Below are 17,324 nucleotides of genomic sequence, written 5' to 3' on the forward strand. Positions count from 1 at the left end.
AATAACCAATGACTAATGATTAATGACCAATGACCAATGACCAATGACTTTTATGGCTATGAAAATCCGAAATATTTTGATCTTGAGTGCGATCGCGATCGCCTTAACTGCTGTTAGTCTTTTGATAGGGCAGTGGACGTATTCCTGGATGCCTCCTCAAGCCGCAGCAGAATCGCAGCTTGTCGATAAGTTGTTTAGTTTCTTAATCACGCTAGGAGCATTTATCTTCCTTGGAGTCACAGGAACACTCATCTACTCAGCAATTTTCCATCGAGCAGAGAAGTATGATACCAGCGATGGCCCCCCAATTGAAGGAAATATCACACTAGAAATTGTCTGGACTGCAATTCCTGTATTGCTAGTGTTTTGGATTGCCACCTACAGCTACCAAATCTATGAGCAAATGGGGATTCAAGGCCCAATGGAAGCTATGCATCTGCATATTCCAATAGGGATGAAATCGGCATCTGCTGCACCAATTAACGGAGATGCAGGCATAGTTTCCGCCTCCCCGACTTCCTCAATTGTATCAACTGATGCTACATCAAATGTAATCCCATTTGAAGACATTGAAGTTAATGCCAAACAGTGGGCTTGGGTTTTCCGCTATCCAAAAACAGGAATCACCAGCACCGAACTACATTTACCCGTAAATCATCGCATCCGTTTAGCTATGCAATCTGAGGATGTTCTCCACGGCTTTTATATTCCGGCTTTCCGAGTCAAGCAAGACATCATTCCCAACCGCAACATTGACTTTGAATTCACCCCCATCCGTATTGGCAAATATGAATTGACCGATTCCGAATTTAGCGGTACTTACTTTGCAACCATGCGGGCAAATGTCGTTGTCGAGTCCCCCGAAGATTACAAAAAATGGCTGCACCAAGCAGCAAACCGTAAACCATGTACTGCAAATAATCAAGCAGCTTCCGAATATGCCCAAGAATCAAAAGAATTAATCAAAGGCTGGATTACGGTAGCACCCGCACAAGCCCCTGTAGTTAATTACAGCAATTAGTCATTAGTCATTAGTTATTGGTTTTGGACAAATCACAAATCACAAAGGACAAAGGACAAAGGACAAATGACAAATATTTCCGTTGAAGACATTACAGGTAACGCACCTCAACAGAAACCTAGAACAGACTGGAAACAATACTTTAGCTTTAGCACAGACCACAAAGTTATCGGTATTCAGTATATTGTTACCGCTTTCATTCTCTTTTTAGTTGGTGGCATATTTGCAATGATCATTCGTGGGGAATTGATTACCCCAGAATCAGACCTAGTTGACCGTAGTGTTTATAATGCAATGTTCACCATGCACGGCACTGTGATGCTATTTGGATGGACATTCCCCATACTTACAGGTTTTGCTAACTATCTTGTACCTCTGATGATTGGGGCGCGAGATATGGCGTTTCCCAGACTCAATGCTGTCGCCTTCTGGATGATACCGATCGCTGCTATCCTACTGATGGCCAGCTTCTTTGTACCCGGTGGGCCAGCGCAAGCCGGTTGGTGGTCATATCCTCCCGTTAGTCTGCAAAACCCTACAGGAAACTTAATCAATGGTCAAGTAATCTGGCTTCTAGCAGTGGCAATATCAGGTGTTTCCTCAATTATGGGGGCGATTAACTTTGTCACCACGGTTGTGAAGATGCGCGCACCTGGGATGACATTCTTCCGTATGCCCATCTTTGTTTGGAATGTATTCAGCGCCCAGATTATCCAACTGTTTGGACTACCTGTCTTAACAGCAGGTGCAGTCATGCTTTTACTCGACTTAACAGTTGGAACTAGCTTTTTTGACCCCGCCAAGGGAGGCGACCCAGTTCTATTTCAGCACTTTTTCTGGTTCTACTCTCACCCTGCTGTTTACGTGATCATTCTGCCAGTCTTCGGAGTCTTTTCAGAGATATTCCCTGTTTTTGCTCGTAAACCTCTGTTTGGCTATAAGATTGTCGCTATTTCATCACTCCTGATTGCTGGAGTTAGCGGTATAGTCTGGGTACACCATTTATACGTCAGTGGTACTCCAGGCTGGATGCGACTGTTTTTCATGCTCACAACCATGTTCGTTTCTGTCCCCACTGGCATTAAGGTGTTTGCCTGGACTGCAACGATTTGGGGTGGCAAGCTACGATTTGATACACCAATGCTGTTTGCGTTTGGTGCATTAATATTGTTTGTATTTGCAGGTATCACTGGCATTACCCTTTCCTCTGTTCCTATTGATGTCCATGTCAACAACACTTACTATGTGGTGGGTCACTTCCACTATGTTCTATATGGCACGGTGACAATGGGGATGTTTGCTGCTATTTACTTCTGGTTCCCCAAGATGACTGGACGTATGTATTACGAAGGCTTGGGCAAGTTGCATTTCTGGCTGGCGTTCATTGGCACTAACCTCAACTTCTTTCCAATGCACCCACTAGGATTACAGGGAATGTTGCGTCGAGTTTCTTCTTATGCCCCAGAGTATGAATTTTGGAATATTATCGCCAGTATCGGCGGATTTTTGCTAGGTGTATCCACCTTACCCTTCATTCTAAATATGATTGGTTCTTGGATACATGGCGAACAAGCATCGAAGAATCCTTGGCGAGCAATTGGACTGGAGTGGCTAGTTGCTTCACCACCTCCTGTTGAGAACTTTGAGGAAATTCCAGTTGTTGTGGGTGAACCCTACGGCTACGGTAAATCTGAACCATTGGTGGCCGAGCATTAGAGAGCAGGCCAAATGGTTGATTTTTAAACGCAAAGGTACGCAGAGGTTCACGCAGAGAGACGCAGAGAGTTTGAGATGAGGTATTACGCGATCGCAAACTTACTACTTTGCTCTCTTTTCTTTCTCTGTACCTCTGCGTGAGATAAATATATAGGAGTTTCAAGCAATGGACAGTTCCATTATTTCAGAAGAATCAGATCATCTCTCACACGAGCATACCCATGATAAAGAAGGCAGCAAGATGTTCGGCTTCATTGTCTTCCTGCTGTCAGAGACTTTCATTTTTCTCGGTTTTTTTACAGCATATATTGTCTATAAAACAGCAAATCCTGACTGGCTACCAGCTGGTGTTTCTGGACTGGAAGTCAGAGATCCGGCAATTAATACGGTAATTCTTGTTTCTAGTAGCTTTGTCATCTACTTGGCAGAACGCGCCCTTGCACGCCACGACTTGATAACATTTCGCCAGTTTTTAATGCTTTCCATTGCAATGGGAAGTTACTTTTTAGTCGGACAAGCGATCGAATGGAGCCATCTTTCTTTTGGCTTTACCACAGGTGTTTTTGGTGGGATGTTCTACTTACTAACAGGTTTCCACGGTTTGCACGTGCTTACTGGCATTTTATTGCAGATACTTGTTTTTGGTCGCTCTTTCATTCCTGGTAACTACGACACAGGTCATTTTGGTGTAAATGCCACTTCTATTTTTTGGCACTTTGTTGATGTAATCTGGATTGTTTTGTTTGTCCTTATTTATATCTGGCAATAACACCTTGTTGTTAACCACTTATTAGGCTCCTGGTTGTGCAACACCCTTCACTTTGCTCTTGGACAAACTTTAAACGCTAACTCGTGTCGATAAAAACACACGTTAAACTCTGCAAAAAAGTTCATGTGTCCCAGGATTATAGGTGTATCTTTCGATTGAGTTCAGGCAAATGCAAGCAAGACAGGCGAGAACGGAGCAACTTCACCAGACAGCACTAAGCCTCGTGCCTCATTAAGAGCCAAATTTCCACTCAACTGAATAGGAACGGTCTGCTCTTGCCAAACTGCTCCTAACTGTAAGCCAATTTCGTAAGGTAGAACATTAACACTTGCACCTGTATCTAGTAGCGCGATCGCTTCTGTAGAAAGGCTTCCGTTGGTAAGGGTTAAGGGCAAATATGGCATAACGCTCGATCGCCCTTGACTATCGGTTCGCTCCGTGAACAGAAAGCGATGACCATCAAGCATTGGCGGCTCCTTGTGCTGCCACTAGCAGGTCTGACAATGCTTGAATTGCTTCAGGAGTTGCTTGAGGAGACCAGACAACTCCTTGAGTTGATGCCAGTTGATTTAGAAGTGCTTTCGTTGAATCACTCTCTTTAGTATTTTCTAAGCTGTACCCTTCTTCTTTCGCAACTGCAAGCAGGAGAAAGTGGATTAGTCGAAGTTTATCTTCATGAGATAGTTGACTGACGGTTGGTAAAATTTCGCCCAGAGCCATATAGCTTATTTTGAGATGATATACGTTTAGTTTAGCTCAGTCAGACATTAGCACTTTCTGACTGAGTTAAGTTAATCCGGCGATGCCTCCGCCAACGCTGCTATTCTTAAATCCATCGTGGACGCACGAACACGTTGCGATCGCTCCAGCATTAAATAATAAAATAGGAGCCGTTACCAAACACTGAATAATTTGCAATAGCAGAGCATATTCACGAATAATGTTAGCATTTCTCCGCGGATAATTGATGAAGTGATGAGTGCCAAATACCTGAAAAAAATAGTTGCATTCATTTGTTAAAAGTTGCCTAATTAATGACTTAATTACAATACCAAAGGCGCATTAGATATCCTTGGAATCCTGAGATCCCGAACCATATCAGGACATCCCATGAGGATTGTATTTTGCAACTAAACCAACGAATTGGAGCAACTATACGATTTATGCTCGACAATGTACTCTTGTACCTTAAAAGCCAATGCCAATCGTATTTAATGTAGTAGATGTTGAGGACAAAGAGCATTACTTGAACTATGAAGAGATAGAGGAAACAAAGGTTGCTGATGAAGGATTACGCAACGATGATTACCTAGATGCTCAATGCTTTTTTGTCCCCCTCAAAAATGGAGATATACTACTTCTAGAAATGGCTAGACAGAACCAAGTAAGTAAAAACTTCCTTTACCGCTTACTGATGCCAGGAGAATAGCCTCCTTTAATATCTAGGGCTGCCTGGATGCCGACCATTACTATTCTTAAATCCATCGTGGACACACGAACCTGTTGCGATCGCAGTTGATCAAAGACTGCGATCGCATTCCATCAAATATCTCTAAACTACGTCACAACGACTGAAACAAAGCGGTCTAAAGCTATACCAGGACTTCTGTCAAGTTCTTCTAAGGAAATGCCATGCTGGGTAAAAACTAAGATGTCAGCATCTTGTCAGGAATTCTTCTCATCATCAAAATTGTCTGGAAAACAACATAAATATAGTTGCTTTCCTAATCAATCTTGCCTATACTCCTCAATGTAAGCTTTGCTTGCCATAGTAAAGAATATTGGCGTACAGATTGCTAGGAGAGTGCAATGATCAATCATCGGGCTTTGCGTCATAGGTATTTGGTAATTCTCGTGGCGATTCTTTGCATCAGCTTTGGTAGTATATTCAACCAAGAGCCAACTTTTGGACAGTCTTCAGGAAGTAAAAATGTCATTGTGGCGATGACAACCAGTATTGAGGATAGTGGGCTGCTAGATGATTTAGTTCCGGCGATTGAAAAGAAAACAGGATATAGGCTGAAAAAGGTTGCAGTCGGCACCGGACAGGCCTTGGCTCTGGCTGAAAAAGGTGAGGTTGACGCGCTATTCGTCAATTCACCGAAAGCCGAACGCAAAGTTTTGGAGGGTGGTGCGGTGATTAATCGCCACTTGGTAATGCACAATGACTTTGTGATTGTCGGGCCAGATGCAGACAAAGCAAAGATTAGAGGGAAAAAGAATGCTGTGGAAGCGTTCAGTCTCATTGCCAAAAATCAAGCATTGTTTGTATCGCGGGGTGATGACTCAGGTACTAACAAACTAGAAAAAGATTTATGGAAACAGGCAAACGTCACACCATCTGGAACTTGGTATCAGCAAACAGGTTCAGGAATGGCGGAAACTTTGCAAGTTGCTAATCAAAAACTGGGATATACCTTAGCAGATCGGGCAACGTATATATTTCAGCAGAAAAATCTGTCTTTGCCTGTACTGGTGCAAGGAGATAAGAAACTGTTAAATCTTTACCATGTGATGGAGGTAAATTCTAAGAAGTACCCCAGAGTCAATAGTGCAGGAGCTAAAGCGTTTATTAATTTTGTCTTATCTCCTGAAGGACAGACAATAATTGCAGCCCACGGCAAAAAAGAGTTCAAACAACCGCTATTTTATGTTGATGCCGGTAAAACGGAGAAAGATTATGGCTTTTAAAGAAACTTGAGTATCAGCTCGTTAAGAGTTGCTTTACTGCATATTTGAGTATTATTTCCCAATTTTTTAAGAGATTTGTATTTGTGAATACAATCATCGAAGGAGCTTTCAAAGCTTTTGAGCTATTAACCAGTGGTGATAGTGACGTTTTCCAAGTCATGACGATGACATTGTTTGTATCTGGAACAGCTACAGCCATTAGCGTTTTACTGGGACTACCATTAGGACTGTGGCTAGCATTAGTGGATTTCATCGGCAAACAAACTCTGACTAGTTTGATTAACTTCGGTATGGGATTACCACCCGTCGTAGTCGGTTTATTCGTCAGTATGTTTTTGTGGCGATCTGGCCCATTGGGAAATCTGGATTTAATTTATACACCCATAGCTATGATCGTCGCCCAAACCATCATTGCTTTTCCAATTGTTGCTGGCTTCAGTTTTGCGGCAATTATCAGTATTAATCCGAAGCTACGCTGGCGATTGTTATCAATGGGGGCGACACAGTGGCAAGCCAACTGGTTGCTAATCAAGGAAGCACGGTTAGGGTTAATGGCTGCAATCATGGCTGGTTTTGGTCGCGTCATCTCGGAAGTTGGTGCATCCATGATGGTGGGCGGCAATATTAAGGGGCAGACTAGAGTCCTGACTACAGCGATCGTTACGGAGGTAGGGAAAGGAAATTACGATGTTGCAATAGCGATCGCATACATCCTCCTGATCATCACATACACCGTAATCGTGTTGCTGACTATCCTACAGCATGACAAGAAAATCCTATGAGTACTAACGAATATGTTCTGAATATGCGACAGGTGAGCGTCGCTAGCAAACCACGTAAGAATATCCTGTCAATTAACAATTTTACAGTCCGTCCAGGGGAACTGGTTGCTGTGATTGGCCCCAATGGTGCTGGTAAAAGCACTTTGTTAAGAACAATCAATCTCTTGCAACCTTACTGTGGTGAGATGCAATTATTTGGAGAGGATGTCCATAATACCAATAAAACATTGTTGCGTCGTCGTTCGGCTTTGGTCTTTCAGGAAACCTTACTACTGGATGACACTGTTTTTAATAATGTTGCTAAGGTATTAAAGTTTCGCGGCACACCAACACACAAGATTAAGCAAAGGGTACATACTGCACTAACAACTTTTGGCTGTGAACACTTAGCAAATCAGTCAGCTCGTTCTCTGTCTGGTGGTGAAGCGAAACGAGTTTGTATTGCCTGCGGTTTAGTTGCTGATTCCGAATTGCTGCTTTTGGATGAGCCTTCTGCCTCTTTAGATGTGGGAATACGTCCCCAGATGATCGAGAAAATTAGACAATGGGCGCAAGCGAGGGGATCGGCAGTTATATTAGTCAGTCATAATTTTACAGATATACTGCATTTTGCCGATCGAGCGATCGCTTTATTTGACGGCTGTATTGTCCAGGATGATAACTTGGAAACTATCATCCGCCGACCAGCTAACGAGCAGCTTGCCAGACTGGTAGGGATAGATAATATTATTCCGTGCCATGTAGAACGGAGTAGCCGTGGAAATTTTATCAAACTTGTAAACGGGATAGAGTTTTTCTATCCTGGGGAAATCACAAAACCAATTACTACATGTTGTTTATCTGGCGATACTTTCAATCTTTACGATGCAAGTTCTTCAATGCGACACAAACTGTGTTCGGTAATTATTGAAGGACTAGTTGAACGGGTTTTAAATGGTATTGGAATTTGTAGTATTTGGGTTAAGGTGGGAGAACAAACTTTAATCGCCAGGGTGCCTCGGAATCATATATTTGGCAATGTATATCCCCATGAGATAATTAAACTAGCATTCAATCCTAAAGATGCACATTTTGTTTAGAAGGAGAGACGGTTTTATACTAGAAATAGTGGAATAAATAAGAATTTAGTCAGTCCAATTAGCAAAATATTCTAAAATTTTACACGCGGCAGTATTTATCTTATTAAAACCATCATCTGGTGCAAGTATTTGTTCGGGTTTATGAATATACTCAGCACTCTAACTGGGCAGTCAAAACCGTTTCGACAACACCGGATTTTGATGCAGTCTGAATTAGTGCTGCCGCGACTTTTTTCGCCTGTGAAGCGGTTGACCAACTTCCTTCCATCATCGCAACCACGATCGCACCTTGCACGAGGAGAAGCAGTTGCCTGGCCAACTGTTCGGGTGATGAAACTTCTGCGGCTTGAGCTAGACTCTTGATATAACGGTAAATCGATTGTTGATGCTCCAATGCCACTCGATGTCCAGGATGGTCAGCATTGGCTAGTTCCACTGAAGCATTAATGAATGCACAACCTCGGAAATCTGGGCTTTCAAACCATTCCCGTAACGCATCAAATATTGCCAATAGTTGTTGGGATGGGTTAGAAGCTCGTTGCTCAATCGTGGTTTTGAGCCATTCACACCATTGTTCATCCTGTTGTCGCAGCCACGCTTCAATTAATGCATCCTTTGACTTGAAATGATTGTAGAGTGACATTTTAGCAACGCCAGATTCCGCAACAATTCTGTCAATACCGACATTGCGAATTCCCTCTCGATAAAACAAGCCTGATGCTGTACTTAGGATGCGATCGCGAACAGATTTACGGTTTGTTTTCGGTTTAGTCATTTTAAACACCAGGTTATTTAATTAATCTGGAAGTTCAATTAAGTTTGCTTTACCCAATTGGTTAAATAGCAAATAATATTATTTATCGATTACTTATTCTATTTTTTGATTCGCCAAAGCTTTGATTTTTTCTGAGGATTTAAGAAAAAACTATCTGTAAATAATAAAAGATTTATCCCAAAAGTGATTGATGAACTGCAAGCAGACCAAAGTCCCCCCGAACTTCAGAACTGCTACCGATCATGTACTTCCACAATCCTCCAGAAACTTGTGGAGCAAGACCATCAGTTCATCAAACAATTGGTTAACTTATGGGATTTGGCTTCATCACTACAGCGCAAGTGCTTGGAGATCCTTTGTGCGTGAAGTGGTTTAGATTCCCTATAAATAAAGAATATCATACATCTGGCCAATTTACTTGCGCTGAGGAATTAATTTACAAAGAGTATTCGTGGTTACAATTAGTCATCATCTAGAGAGCCTCAAAGCCGATAATTGCGTTATTCTGTTGTTTAAAGTTGAGAAAATATCGTCGATTTTTACTTGGTGAGATATCTATATTGAGGACAGAAATTAAATCATTTATCTCTTCACTTCCAGTTAGAATAGTCTGTCTATTCTCTTAACTAAAAGTCTTCTATATAGAATGATTGGGATTACTTTAAATCTATACAGAACTGTCTATTATAAACTGGATTAATGACTTTTTTGCAATATTAATTCGCGTTATTGTTATCAGCTTTACTATTATTAATTAGAAAGGTTGATAGGATTTAGGAATCAAGGAACTCAAAGAAGTTTCTGACAAAATTAATAGCTAAGAAGAAGGATTCTTCTTCTCAATTGCAACTGGAGCAATCAGCCATGCCAATGAAGTTGTTTAAGTGCGACGAAACTATCCCCGAACGGGAGAAGCACATATATATTAAAGAGAAAGGAGAAGATACAACCCAGTTTCTCCCTAGCGCCCACGTCGAAACCATTCCCGGCTCATTATCTGAACGCGGATGCAGCTATTGTGGTGCAAAGCTGGTAATTGGTGGTGTCCTCAAGGATACTATCCAGTTGATACATGGGCCTGTGGGCTGTGCCTATGATACATGGCACACCAAACGCTATCCCAGCGACAATGGCAACTTCCAACTCAAATATGTCTGGTCATCGGACATGAAGGAACAGCACGTTGTCTTCGGTGGTGAAAAGCTGCTGAAAAAAGCGATGCTGGAAGCCTTTGCCGAATTTCCTGACATCAAGCGGATGATGGTCTACACCACCTGCTCTACTGCTTTGATTGGCGATGATATTAAGCCTGTAGTCAAAGAAGTAGAAAAAGAACTTGGTGATGTCGATATCTTCACTGTGGAGTGTCCCGGTTTTGCTGGGGTGAGTCAATCCAAAGGACACCACGTGTTTAACATGGGGTGGATGACGGACAAGGTAGGAACCTATGAGCCGGAAATTACCAGCCCATACACGATTAATGTGATTGGTGACTACAACATCCAAGGCGATACCTTTGTGATGGAAAAGTACATGGAAAAAATGGGCATCCAAATCATCGCCCATTTTACCGGGAATGGTACTTATGACTCCTTACGCGGGATGCACAGAGCGCAGTTGAATGTAACTAACTGTGCCCGTTCTGCTGGCTATATTGCCAATGAGTTGAAGAAAAAATATGGCATTCCCCGGATCGATGTGGATACCTGGGGCTTTGACTATGCTAAGGAAGGGTTACGCAAAATCGGTGCTTTCTTTGGGATTGAAGATAGAGCCGAAGCTGTGATTGCTGAAGAAGTGGCTAAATATGAGTCGAAGTTAGCTTGGTATAAAGAGCGCTTGACTGACAAAAAAGTCTGTATTTGGACAGGCGGCCCTCGTTTGTGGCACTGGACGAAAGCTCTAGAAGATGATTTGGGGATGCACGTCGTGGCGATGTCGTCCAAGTTTGGACACCAAGAAGATTTTGAAAAGGTAATTGCCAGAGGTGAAGAAGGGACTATCTATATTGATGATGGCAATGAACTTGAGTTCTTCGAGGTGCTGGAGATGGTCAAGCCTGATTTGGTGTTGACTGGCCCGAGGGTGGGTGCATTGGTGAAGAAGTTGCATTTGCCTTATGTGAATGGTCACGGCTACCACAATGGCCCTTATATGGGTTTTGAAGGTGCGGTGAATATGGCACGAGATATGTACAATGCCATTTACTCCCCTTTGATGAAATTGGCTAAAGATGATATCCGTGGTGATAAAAATCTGCCAAGTACCAATGCTAATGGCAACGGTAAAGCAACCAAAGAGCTATCTGAGCAAGTCGTTTCTTTAGTTCAACAGCAAGTTAAGGAAGCCACTTCACAGGTTCAAAAGCCAGCTAAGGAAGCTGCGCCACAAGTTCAACCCCAAGCTAAGGAAGCTGCACCACAGGTTCAAAAGCCAGCTAAGGAAACTGCGCCACAGGTTCAACCCCAAGCTAAGGAAGCTGCACCACAGGTTCAACTGCAAGCTAAGGAAATCGCGTCATACATTCAAGATCGAGCTGCGGAAGTCACAAAATTAATTCAAGAACGCTGTTTGTGGCAGTTTCACTCTCGTGCATGGGATCGGGAAGAAAACATCAATGGTGTTCTCAATATGGCCGCCCAAATCTTGACTGGAGAAAAGGTGGTTCTAGAAACCTTGATCGACAGGGGTTTTTATGCAGATGCGAAGATCCTTTCGGCTGACCTGGAAATTAGGTTTTCATGGTTAAATAGCATGGAAAACTCGCAAAAGAAGGCAGTACTGGAATATGTTAAGGCAATGCTGATCGATATTGTAATAACCAAGTCGAAGAATGGTGAATTACATTATTCGCTTTATTAAAGCAATTAGATCGGTAATTCAAACCTCTGGGTGACGCTCTATGATTTGCGATCGCTCTTAGCGTCTCCCTTCTCTCTTTGGAGAAGATCAGATTACCTCACTAAACGAACGGCGTTGTTGAATTGGAGTATGAAATAGAGTCAAGTCATCCTGTTAGTGTTTGTGCAGAAATTTTCTTACAGAGTAGAGACTTACAGAGTAGAGAGCGATGCCTGCGGCAAGCTAACGCTAACGCTGCGACGGGCTACACCAAAAGCATTCCCAAGAAGTGTAGTGTCCGCATACCGTCTGACTACAGAAGCATCTCATCTAGCTTTCAAGATTTTCAAGAAATTCAATTCTACTTTTCTTCTGTAATCGATGCTATCAGTAGCTTGCTTCTTGGTTGGATGCAGCGTTAGCTCATCGCAGACATCGCTCCACTTTCTTAATTCTCAACATGACAATTCATATCTTCGTTCAGCAACGCCAAACAAAATCACGCAATTTTTTACCACATAGGAGTCAAGAGAATGTCTTTAGTCGTAAAACAGAAAGAACGCAAGGGAATCATCAATCCTATATTTACCTGTCAACCTGCTGGGGCTGAATATGCTTCCATCGGAATCAAAGATTGTATTCCCCTGGTGCATGGAGGACAGGGTTGTAGTATGTTCGTTCGTCTCCTGTTTGCCCAGCATTTGAAGGAAAATTTCGACATTGCTTCTTCTTCACTCCATGAAAATAGCGCTGTTCTTGGAGGACAGCCACGCATTGAGGAAGGCGTAAAGACCTTAGTAGCACGATATCCCGATTTACGGATTATCCCAATTATTACGACTTGTTCAACTGAGACAATTGGGGACGATATCGAAGGAACCATTAACAAGCTCAACGGCTATTTAAAGGAAACTTATCCCGATCGCAAGGTTATCCTTGTTCCTGTACATACCCCCAGTTACAAAGGTAGTCAAGTCACTGGCTATAATGTCGGTGTAAATGCAATTATTTCTAGCCTAGCAAAAAAAGGCGAACCAACTGGCAAGTTGAATATCATCACTGGGTGGCTTAACCCTGGAGATGTCATTGAAGTTAAGCGCATTTTAAAAGAGATGGACGTTCCAGGAAACATCTTACTGGATACAGAAACCTTCGATGCGCCCACGATGCCCGATAAGACAAGTTTTGCCTTTGGGAATACCACCATTGAAGAAATTGCTGATTCTGCTAATGCGTTGGGAACTATTGCCTTATGTAAATATGAAGGCGGTAGTGCAGCCGAATTCTTAGAAGAGAAGTTTAAGGTTCCTGCAATCATTGGCCCAACACCAATTGGTATCAAAAATACCGACATCTGGCTGCAAAACATCCAAAAACTGACTGGCAAACCAATACCAGAATCTTTAGTTAGAGAACGTGGTAAAGCTATTGATGCGATCGCCGACCTCGCCCACATGTTCTTCGCCAACAAGAAGGTTGCTATTTACGGAGATCCCGATTTAGTAATTGGTCTAGCAGAGTTCTGCTTAGAAGTTGAGTTAGAGCCAGTGCTAATGTTGTTGGGAGACGACAACAAAGCCTGCACCAAAGACCCAAGAATTGCCCAGTTGGAAAAGCAAGCAGCCTGTGATATCGAAGTCATCTGGAATGCAGACCTCTGGGAATTGGAGCGCCGCATTACAGATAAATCCCTGGAAATCGACTTGATTCTAGGTCATTCCAAGGGTCGATATATTTCTATCGATAACAAAATTCCGATGGTTCGGGTTGGCTTCCCCAGCTTTGACCGTGCAGGTCTGTGGAAATATCCTGTGATTGGCTATAAAGGAGCAGAATGGCTAGCAGACAACATTGCCAACGCCATGTTTGCAGATATGGAGAACAAGCACGAGCGCGAGTGGCTCTTAAACGTTTGGTAAAAGAGTGATATGTATGGGGGATGGCATCTATCCACAGTGGTATTTCTGTCATCCACCCCCAACTGTCTCGCCAAATTATTAGATGGTATTTCCATCTGAATTTTAAGATACTTAGCAATCCTACATCAATTGTAAACCAGGCAGCACCCGTTTAACTGATTAGTTAGAGGGCGGCTCAGTAGCCTGGTTTACGACTCACCCTCCGGGTTCGGCAGTTCCTCCTGGGGGAAACCCCCAAGACCAGACTGCCTCACAGGGAACTGCTAAAAAAGCTATTGAAAGACTGGAGAGCTATCATGACTGCAACAAGTATAGATAAGAATGTCGTATTTTACGGAAATTTGAGTGAACTGTATCGCTTGGCAAAAGAGGGGAAGATTAAGACCACTTTGCAAGGTAGTCATACTCGCCCCTGTAAATTTTGGACTGCAACGAAGATTTTAAGTGGGATTAAAAATGCAATTGTAATTTCTCACGGGCCGAGTGGCTGTGCTTATGGAGTCAAGCGGGCATACAAGCTGACTAATAGCCGCAATAGTGGTTCACCTTATGAACCAGTGGTGACTACGAACATGAGTGAGAAGGCGGTAATTTTTGGTGGCGAAAAAGAATTAGCAGGCGCGATTCGAGAAGTAGATGAAAAATACCATCCCGATGCGATCGTTGTTGCCACTAGTTGTGCGTCTGGTATTATTGGCGACTGTGTTGATGACGTAGTGAATAAAGCCCGCAGCGAAATCGATGCTGAGATCATGACGATACATTGTGAAGGATTTGCCGGGGAGTATCGCAGTGGATTTGATATCGTATTTCGGCAAATCGTAGACTTTATGGAGCCGCCAACTCCAGAGCGGAAAGCACAACTAGCCGATGCTGTCAATATTGTGGGCGCAAAGATGGGCCCTGAAAGAACAGAAGTCGAAACTGATGTTAAAGAACTGGTGCGATTGATAGAAGGAATGGGGGCACGAGTTCATAGCGTCATCGCTGGTGACTGTACTTTAGAAGAACTCAAGCAAGCACCGAGTGCGGCAGTAAACTGTACTTTATGTTTGGATCTTGGCTATACCATTGGTAAAGCCATGTCAGACAAGTTCGGTACTCCGCTAAACTCTACCATCCTTCCCTATGGAATCACTGCTACAGAAAAATGGCTGGAAGGGGCGGCAAAATATTTAGGCATGGAAGAACAAGCGGCTGCCCTAATGGAAAAGGAATATGCCGCAATCAAGACTGAATTTGAAGCAGCTAAGGGTTATATAGAAGGGAAGTTAGCGATTATAGAAGGACATGATGCTATCAAGTGCTTATCCCTTGCTCACATGTTGGATCGTGATTTTGGGATGCGTGTAGTAATCTATAACTTCCATCCCTGGAGTACAGAAGCACGAGAAACCAGTGTAGACTACCTATTGGAAACAGGGTTAGACCCGGAAATCCTGATTACGAAAGGGACACTGGCCTTTGGCAAGTACGAGTCCATGAAACAAACGGAAGATGAATTACTAGATTTCATTGGTGGTCTTGATGCAGAATCGGTAGTTTATTTTGGTTCTTCCTTGAGTTTCCCCCATATTCCCGTAGTCGATTTAAATGCTATCTTAAATCGTCCCAGATTTGGCTATCGCGGAGCCTTAAAGGTCGCAAGGTGTATTAAAACAGCACTTCAATATGGGTTTAGACCTCGGAGTGCTTTAACCAAGCAAATGGTATTCCCTAAAAATTCCGGGTTAGCATCTACTCAATCACTAAGCGGAAAATTAGCTCAAGACATGCCTGATTGTACCGTATATGCAGAGAAGAGACGGGGAAAATGTATGAACGAGTAATAAATAAAATGTGACTTTGCTAAATAAAAGTATGGATTTGTCTCACGCAGAAAATTGTAGGTTGGGTAGAACGTTCGCGCAGCGTCCCGTAGGGAAGTGAAACCCAACAAACTCTTCGGAAATGTTGGGTTTCGTTCCTCAAACGCCACTTGCTTCAAGTCGGCAGAGCCGCCCAACGCAGTGGCTCCCCAACCTACGTAGACTGATACGGACAAGGCTTAAGCCAAAAATGTCAAGGCGGAAGCCGTTACAGGCTGCGCGAAATACGGAAACGTCAAGGCAAAAGCCGTTACAGGGAAGGCAGAAGCTGTTACAGGCTGCGCGAAATACGGAAACGTCAAGGCGGAAGTCGCTACAGGAAAAACAGAAGCCGTTACAGGCTGCACAAAACACGGAAACGTCGAGGCAGAAATCGCTACAGGCTGCGTGAAACGCGTTTACCATAGTTAAACTTTAGAGAAACAGGAGGAAAAATGTCTGCTGAAACGACTTTTGACAATTGTAACCATAGTAAAGACCCAGTAGTTGGCTGTGCCCTTGAAGGTATTGCAACTACAGTTGCTGGTATTAAAGATGTTAGTATTGTGATTCAGTCTCCACAGGGTTGCGCGTCCACTGTCGCAGCTGGGTATGATGCTCATGAGGTTGATTTCACCAAGCGGAAAGTAGGTTGTACTCGTCTTTTTGAGTCAGACATTGTGATGGGAGCGTCTGAGAAACTCAAAGGGATGATTAAAGAGGCGGATCAATCTTTTGATTCTAAGGTGATGTTTGTCGTTGGGACTTGCGCGGCAGACATCATTGGTGAAGATATTGCGGGATTGTGCAACCAGCTTCAGCCAGATATCAAAGCCAAACTCGTTCCTTTAATGGCTGGTGGGTTTCGGGGCAATGCTTACGATGGCTTGGAGATGGGTTTGGAGGCTTTACTTCCTTTTATCAAAAAAAGGCAGACCAAGAGAAGGGGCAGGAAGCCAAGGATTGTAAATATCATTGCACCACAGGCAAATCTGAATCCTACTTGGTGGGCTGATTTGGAATGGGTAAAGCAGACGTTAAAATCTTTAAGGATTAAAGTACAGACAGTCTTCTCTCATAATACCTCCTTTGAAGAACTAGAGCAAGCTGGTGAGGCAACCGCCAATATTGTTCTCAGTCATGATGTTGGGTATAAGTTTGCTCGCAAAATGCAACAGACCCATGACATCCCTTTGATCCTTGATGATATACCTTTACCGATAGGTGTAAATAACACTACTCGATGGTTGAAGGCATTGGCGGCACATTTCAAGATAGATGAAAAAGTCGAGCCGCTAATTAAACAAGGCGAAGAAATGGTCGTAGATACACTTCGCAAACGAGCATTGATGATTATTCCCCGATATCGTAACTGTAGAATTGCCGTATCTGCGGATGGGACGCTTGGCATTGGACTGGTGAGAATGCTTTTTGAAGAATTAGAGATGATTCCTGAAGTCTTATTATTCCGCTCGGCGATGCCTGATTCTCGTTCAATTCTGGAGCGAGAACTGCACAGCCTCGGTCTTACTTCCCGCGTAATATTTTCGGCAGATGGCTATCAGGTAAAACAGACTTTAGAAGAGTTTGATGTTGATGCTGTGATTGGCTCGGCATGGGAAAAATACATGGCAGAGGAACTAGGAATAAAAATTGCTTTTGATGTATTTAGCCCCACTAACAGAGAAACTTATGTTGACAAGCCATATTTTGGCTATGAAGGCATGATCAATATAATGGAGGTGATTGCTAACGATTGGGATAGAGCTTTTCGTTCCAAAGAGATTCATTGGACATAGAAAGGTATTGTGTCAAGAATGTTTTGATATCTTGATGCAGAGTTATCAAGAAGTGTTGTGCTACACGTCTGGAGTAACGGCGATC

At 43.1% G+C, this 17,324-nt stretch carries 14 protein-coding genes and 1 pseudogene; 12 read left to right on the top strand and 3 right to left on the bottom strand.

The window, feature by feature from the left end; all coding sequences use genetic code 11:
- Positions 1-58 precede the first annotated feature (58 nt).
- The 3 genes from CDG76_RS27650 to CDG76_RS27660 all read left to right on the top strand — a co-directional run bounded on the left by CDG76_RS27650 (position 59) and on the right by CDG76_RS27660 (position 3,506).
- Positions 59-1,021 (top strand): cytochrome c oxidase subunit II, encoded by a 963-nt coding sequence (locus tag CDG76_RS27650; RefSeq protein ID WP_094352107.1) that lies wholly within the window; start codon positions 59-61, stop codon positions 1,019-1,021.
- A 66-nt stretch (positions 1,022-1,087) separates the two neighbouring features.
- Positions 1,088-2,737, top strand: coding sequence for a cytochrome c oxidase subunit I (ctaD, locus tag CDG76_RS27655; RefSeq protein WP_094352062.1), 1,650 nt, complete (start codon positions 1,088-1,090; stop codon positions 2,735-2,737).
- Between the two features lie 166 nt (positions 2,738-2,903).
- Positions 2,904-3,506 (top strand): cytochrome c oxidase subunit 3, encoded by a 603-nt coding sequence (locus CDG76_RS27660; RefSeq protein WP_094352063.1) that lies wholly within the window; start codon positions 2,904-2,906, stop codon positions 3,504-3,506.
- Between the two features lie 47 nt (positions 3,507-3,553).
- On the opposite strand, the pseudogene CDG76_RS27665 reads toward CDG76_RS27660, so the two are convergent.
- Positions 3,554-3,973 (bottom strand): annotated as a pseudogene (locus tag CDG76_RS27665) (hypothetical protein).
- Positions 3,966-4,226, bottom strand: a complete 261-nt coding sequence (locus CDG76_RS27670) for a hypothetical protein (RefSeq protein WP_094352064.1) — start codon at positions 4,224-4,226, stop codon at positions 3,966-3,968. Before CDG76_RS27670 ends, CDG76_RS27665 begins: the two are co-directional and overlap by 8 nt.
- 478 nt (positions 4,227-4,704) lie before the next feature.
- Here CDG76_RS27670 and CDG76_RS27675 point away from each other — a divergent pair, with 478 nt between their 5' ends.
- The 4 genes from CDG76_RS27675 to CDG76_RS27690 all read left to right on the top strand — a co-directional run bounded on the left by CDG76_RS27675 (position 4,705) and on the right by CDG76_RS27690 (position 8,058).
- Positions 4,705-4,935, top strand: a complete 231-nt coding sequence (locus CDG76_RS27675; protein WP_094352065.1) for a hypothetical protein — start codon at positions 4,705-4,707, stop codon at positions 4,933-4,935.
- Between the two features lie 380 nt (positions 4,936-5,315).
- Entirely contained in the window at positions 5,316-6,197 is an 882-nt protein-coding gene (locus CDG76_RS27680; RefSeq protein ID WP_094352066.1) for a substrate-binding domain-containing protein, read from the top strand.
- An 83-nt stretch (positions 6,198-6,280) separates the two neighbouring features.
- Complete coding sequence (locus tag CDG76_RS27685) at positions 6,281-6,979, top strand: ABC transporter permease (protein ID WP_094352067.1); 699 nt, start codon at positions 6,281-6,283, stop codon at positions 6,977-6,979.
- Positions 6,976-8,058, top strand: coding sequence for an energy-coupling factor ABC transporter ATP-binding protein (locus tag CDG76_RS27690; RefSeq protein ID WP_094352068.1), 1,083 nt, complete (start codon positions 6,976-6,978; stop codon positions 8,056-8,058). Before CDG76_RS27685 ends, CDG76_RS27690 begins: the two co-directional genes overlap by 4 nt.
- 151 nt (positions 8,059-8,209) lie before the next feature.
- Here CDG76_RS27690 and CDG76_RS27695 read toward each other — a convergent pair whose 3' ends face one another.
- Positions 8,210-8,833, bottom strand: coding sequence for a TetR/AcrR family transcriptional regulator (locus tag CDG76_RS27695; protein WP_094352069.1), 624 nt, complete (start codon positions 8,831-8,833; stop codon positions 8,210-8,212).
- An 864-nt stretch (positions 8,834-9,697) separates the two neighbouring features.
- On the opposite strand from CDG76_RS27695, the gene vnfD reads away from it, so the two are divergent.
- The 5 genes from vnfD to CDG76_RS27720 all read left to right on the top strand — a co-directional run bounded on the left by vnfD (position 9,698) and on the right by CDG76_RS27720 (position 17,239).
- Positions 9,698-11,695, top strand: coding sequence for a nitrogenase vanadium-iron protein, alpha chain (gene vnfD, locus CDG76_RS27700; protein WP_094352070.1), 1,998 nt, complete (start codon positions 9,698-9,700; stop codon positions 11,693-11,695).
- A gap of 122 nt (positions 11,696-11,817) precedes the next feature.
- The gene (locus tag CDG76_RS36565) at positions 11,818-12,096 is read left to right on the top strand and encodes a hypothetical protein (RefSeq protein ID WP_143854185.1); all 279 of its coding nucleotides are present in this window, start codon (positions 11,818-11,820) and stop codon (positions 12,094-12,096) included.
- A 111-nt stretch (positions 12,097-12,207) separates the two neighbouring features.
- Positions 12,208-13,593: a V-containing nitrogenase subunit beta gene (gene vnfK, locus CDG76_RS27705; RefSeq protein ID WP_094352071.1), complete on the top strand. Its 1,386-nt coding sequence runs from the start codon at positions 12,208-12,210 to the stop codon at positions 13,591-13,593.
- Between the two features lie 296 nt (positions 13,594-13,889).
- Positions 13,890-15,422 (top strand): nitrogenase component 1, encoded by a 1,533-nt coding sequence (locus tag CDG76_RS27710; RefSeq protein ID WP_094352072.1) that lies wholly within the window; start codon positions 13,890-13,892, stop codon positions 15,420-15,422.
- Positions 15,423-15,895: 473 nt separating this feature from the next.
- Positions 15,896-17,239, top strand: coding sequence for a nitrogenase component 1 (locus CDG76_RS27720; protein ID WP_094352073.1), 1,344 nt, complete (start codon positions 15,896-15,898; stop codon positions 17,237-17,239).
- Positions 17,240-17,324 lie beyond the last annotated feature (85 nt).

The sequence above is a fragment of the Nostoc sp. 'Peltigera membranacea cyanobiont' 210A genome, assembly GCF_002246015.1.
Taxonomy (GTDB): domain Bacteria; phylum Cyanobacteriota; class Cyanobacteriia; order Cyanobacteriales; family Nostocaceae; genus Nostoc.

Coding starts and splice junctions, on each gene's coding strand:
- CDG76_RS27650 (WP_094352107.1), top strand. CDS start 59: ATGAAAATCCGAAATATTTTGATCTTGAGTGCGATCGCGATCGCCTTA.
- ctaD (WP_094352062.1), top strand. CDS start 1,088: ATGACAAATATTTCCGTTGAAGACATTACAGGTAACGCACCTCAACAG.
- CDG76_RS27660 (WP_094352063.1), top strand. CDS start 2,904: ATGGACAGTTCCATTATTTCAGAAGAATCAGATCATCTCTCACACGAG.
- CDG76_RS27670 (WP_094352064.1), bottom strand. CDS start 4,226: ATGGCTCTGGGCGAAATTTTACCAACCGTCAGTCAACTATCTCATGAA.
- CDG76_RS27675 (WP_094352065.1), top strand. CDS start 4,705: ATGCCAATCGTATTTAATGTAGTAGATGTTGAGGACAAAGAGCATTAC.
- CDG76_RS27680 (WP_094352066.1), top strand. CDS start 5,316: ATGATCAATCATCGGGCTTTGCGTCATAGGTATTTGGTAATTCTCGTG.
- CDG76_RS27690 (WP_094352068.1), top strand. CDS start 6,976: ATGAGTACTAACGAATATGTTCTGAATATGCGACAGGTGAGCGTCGCT.
- CDG76_RS27695 (WP_094352069.1), bottom strand. CDS start 8,833: ATGACTAAACCGAAAACAAACCGTAAATCTGTTCGCGATCGCATCCTA.
- vnfD (WP_094352070.1), top strand. CDS start 9,698: ATGCCAATGAAGTTGTTTAAGTGCGACGAAACTATCCCCGAACGGGAG.
- vnfK (WP_094352071.1), top strand. CDS start 12,208: ATGTCTTTAGTCGTAAAACAGAAAGAACGCAAGGGAATCATCAATCCT.
- CDG76_RS27710 (WP_094352072.1), top strand. CDS start 13,890: ATGACTGCAACAAGTATAGATAAGAATGTCGTATTTTACGGAAATTTG.
- CDG76_RS27720 (WP_094352073.1), top strand. CDS start 15,896: ATGTCTGCTGAAACGACTTTTGACAATTGTAACCATAGTAAAGACCCA.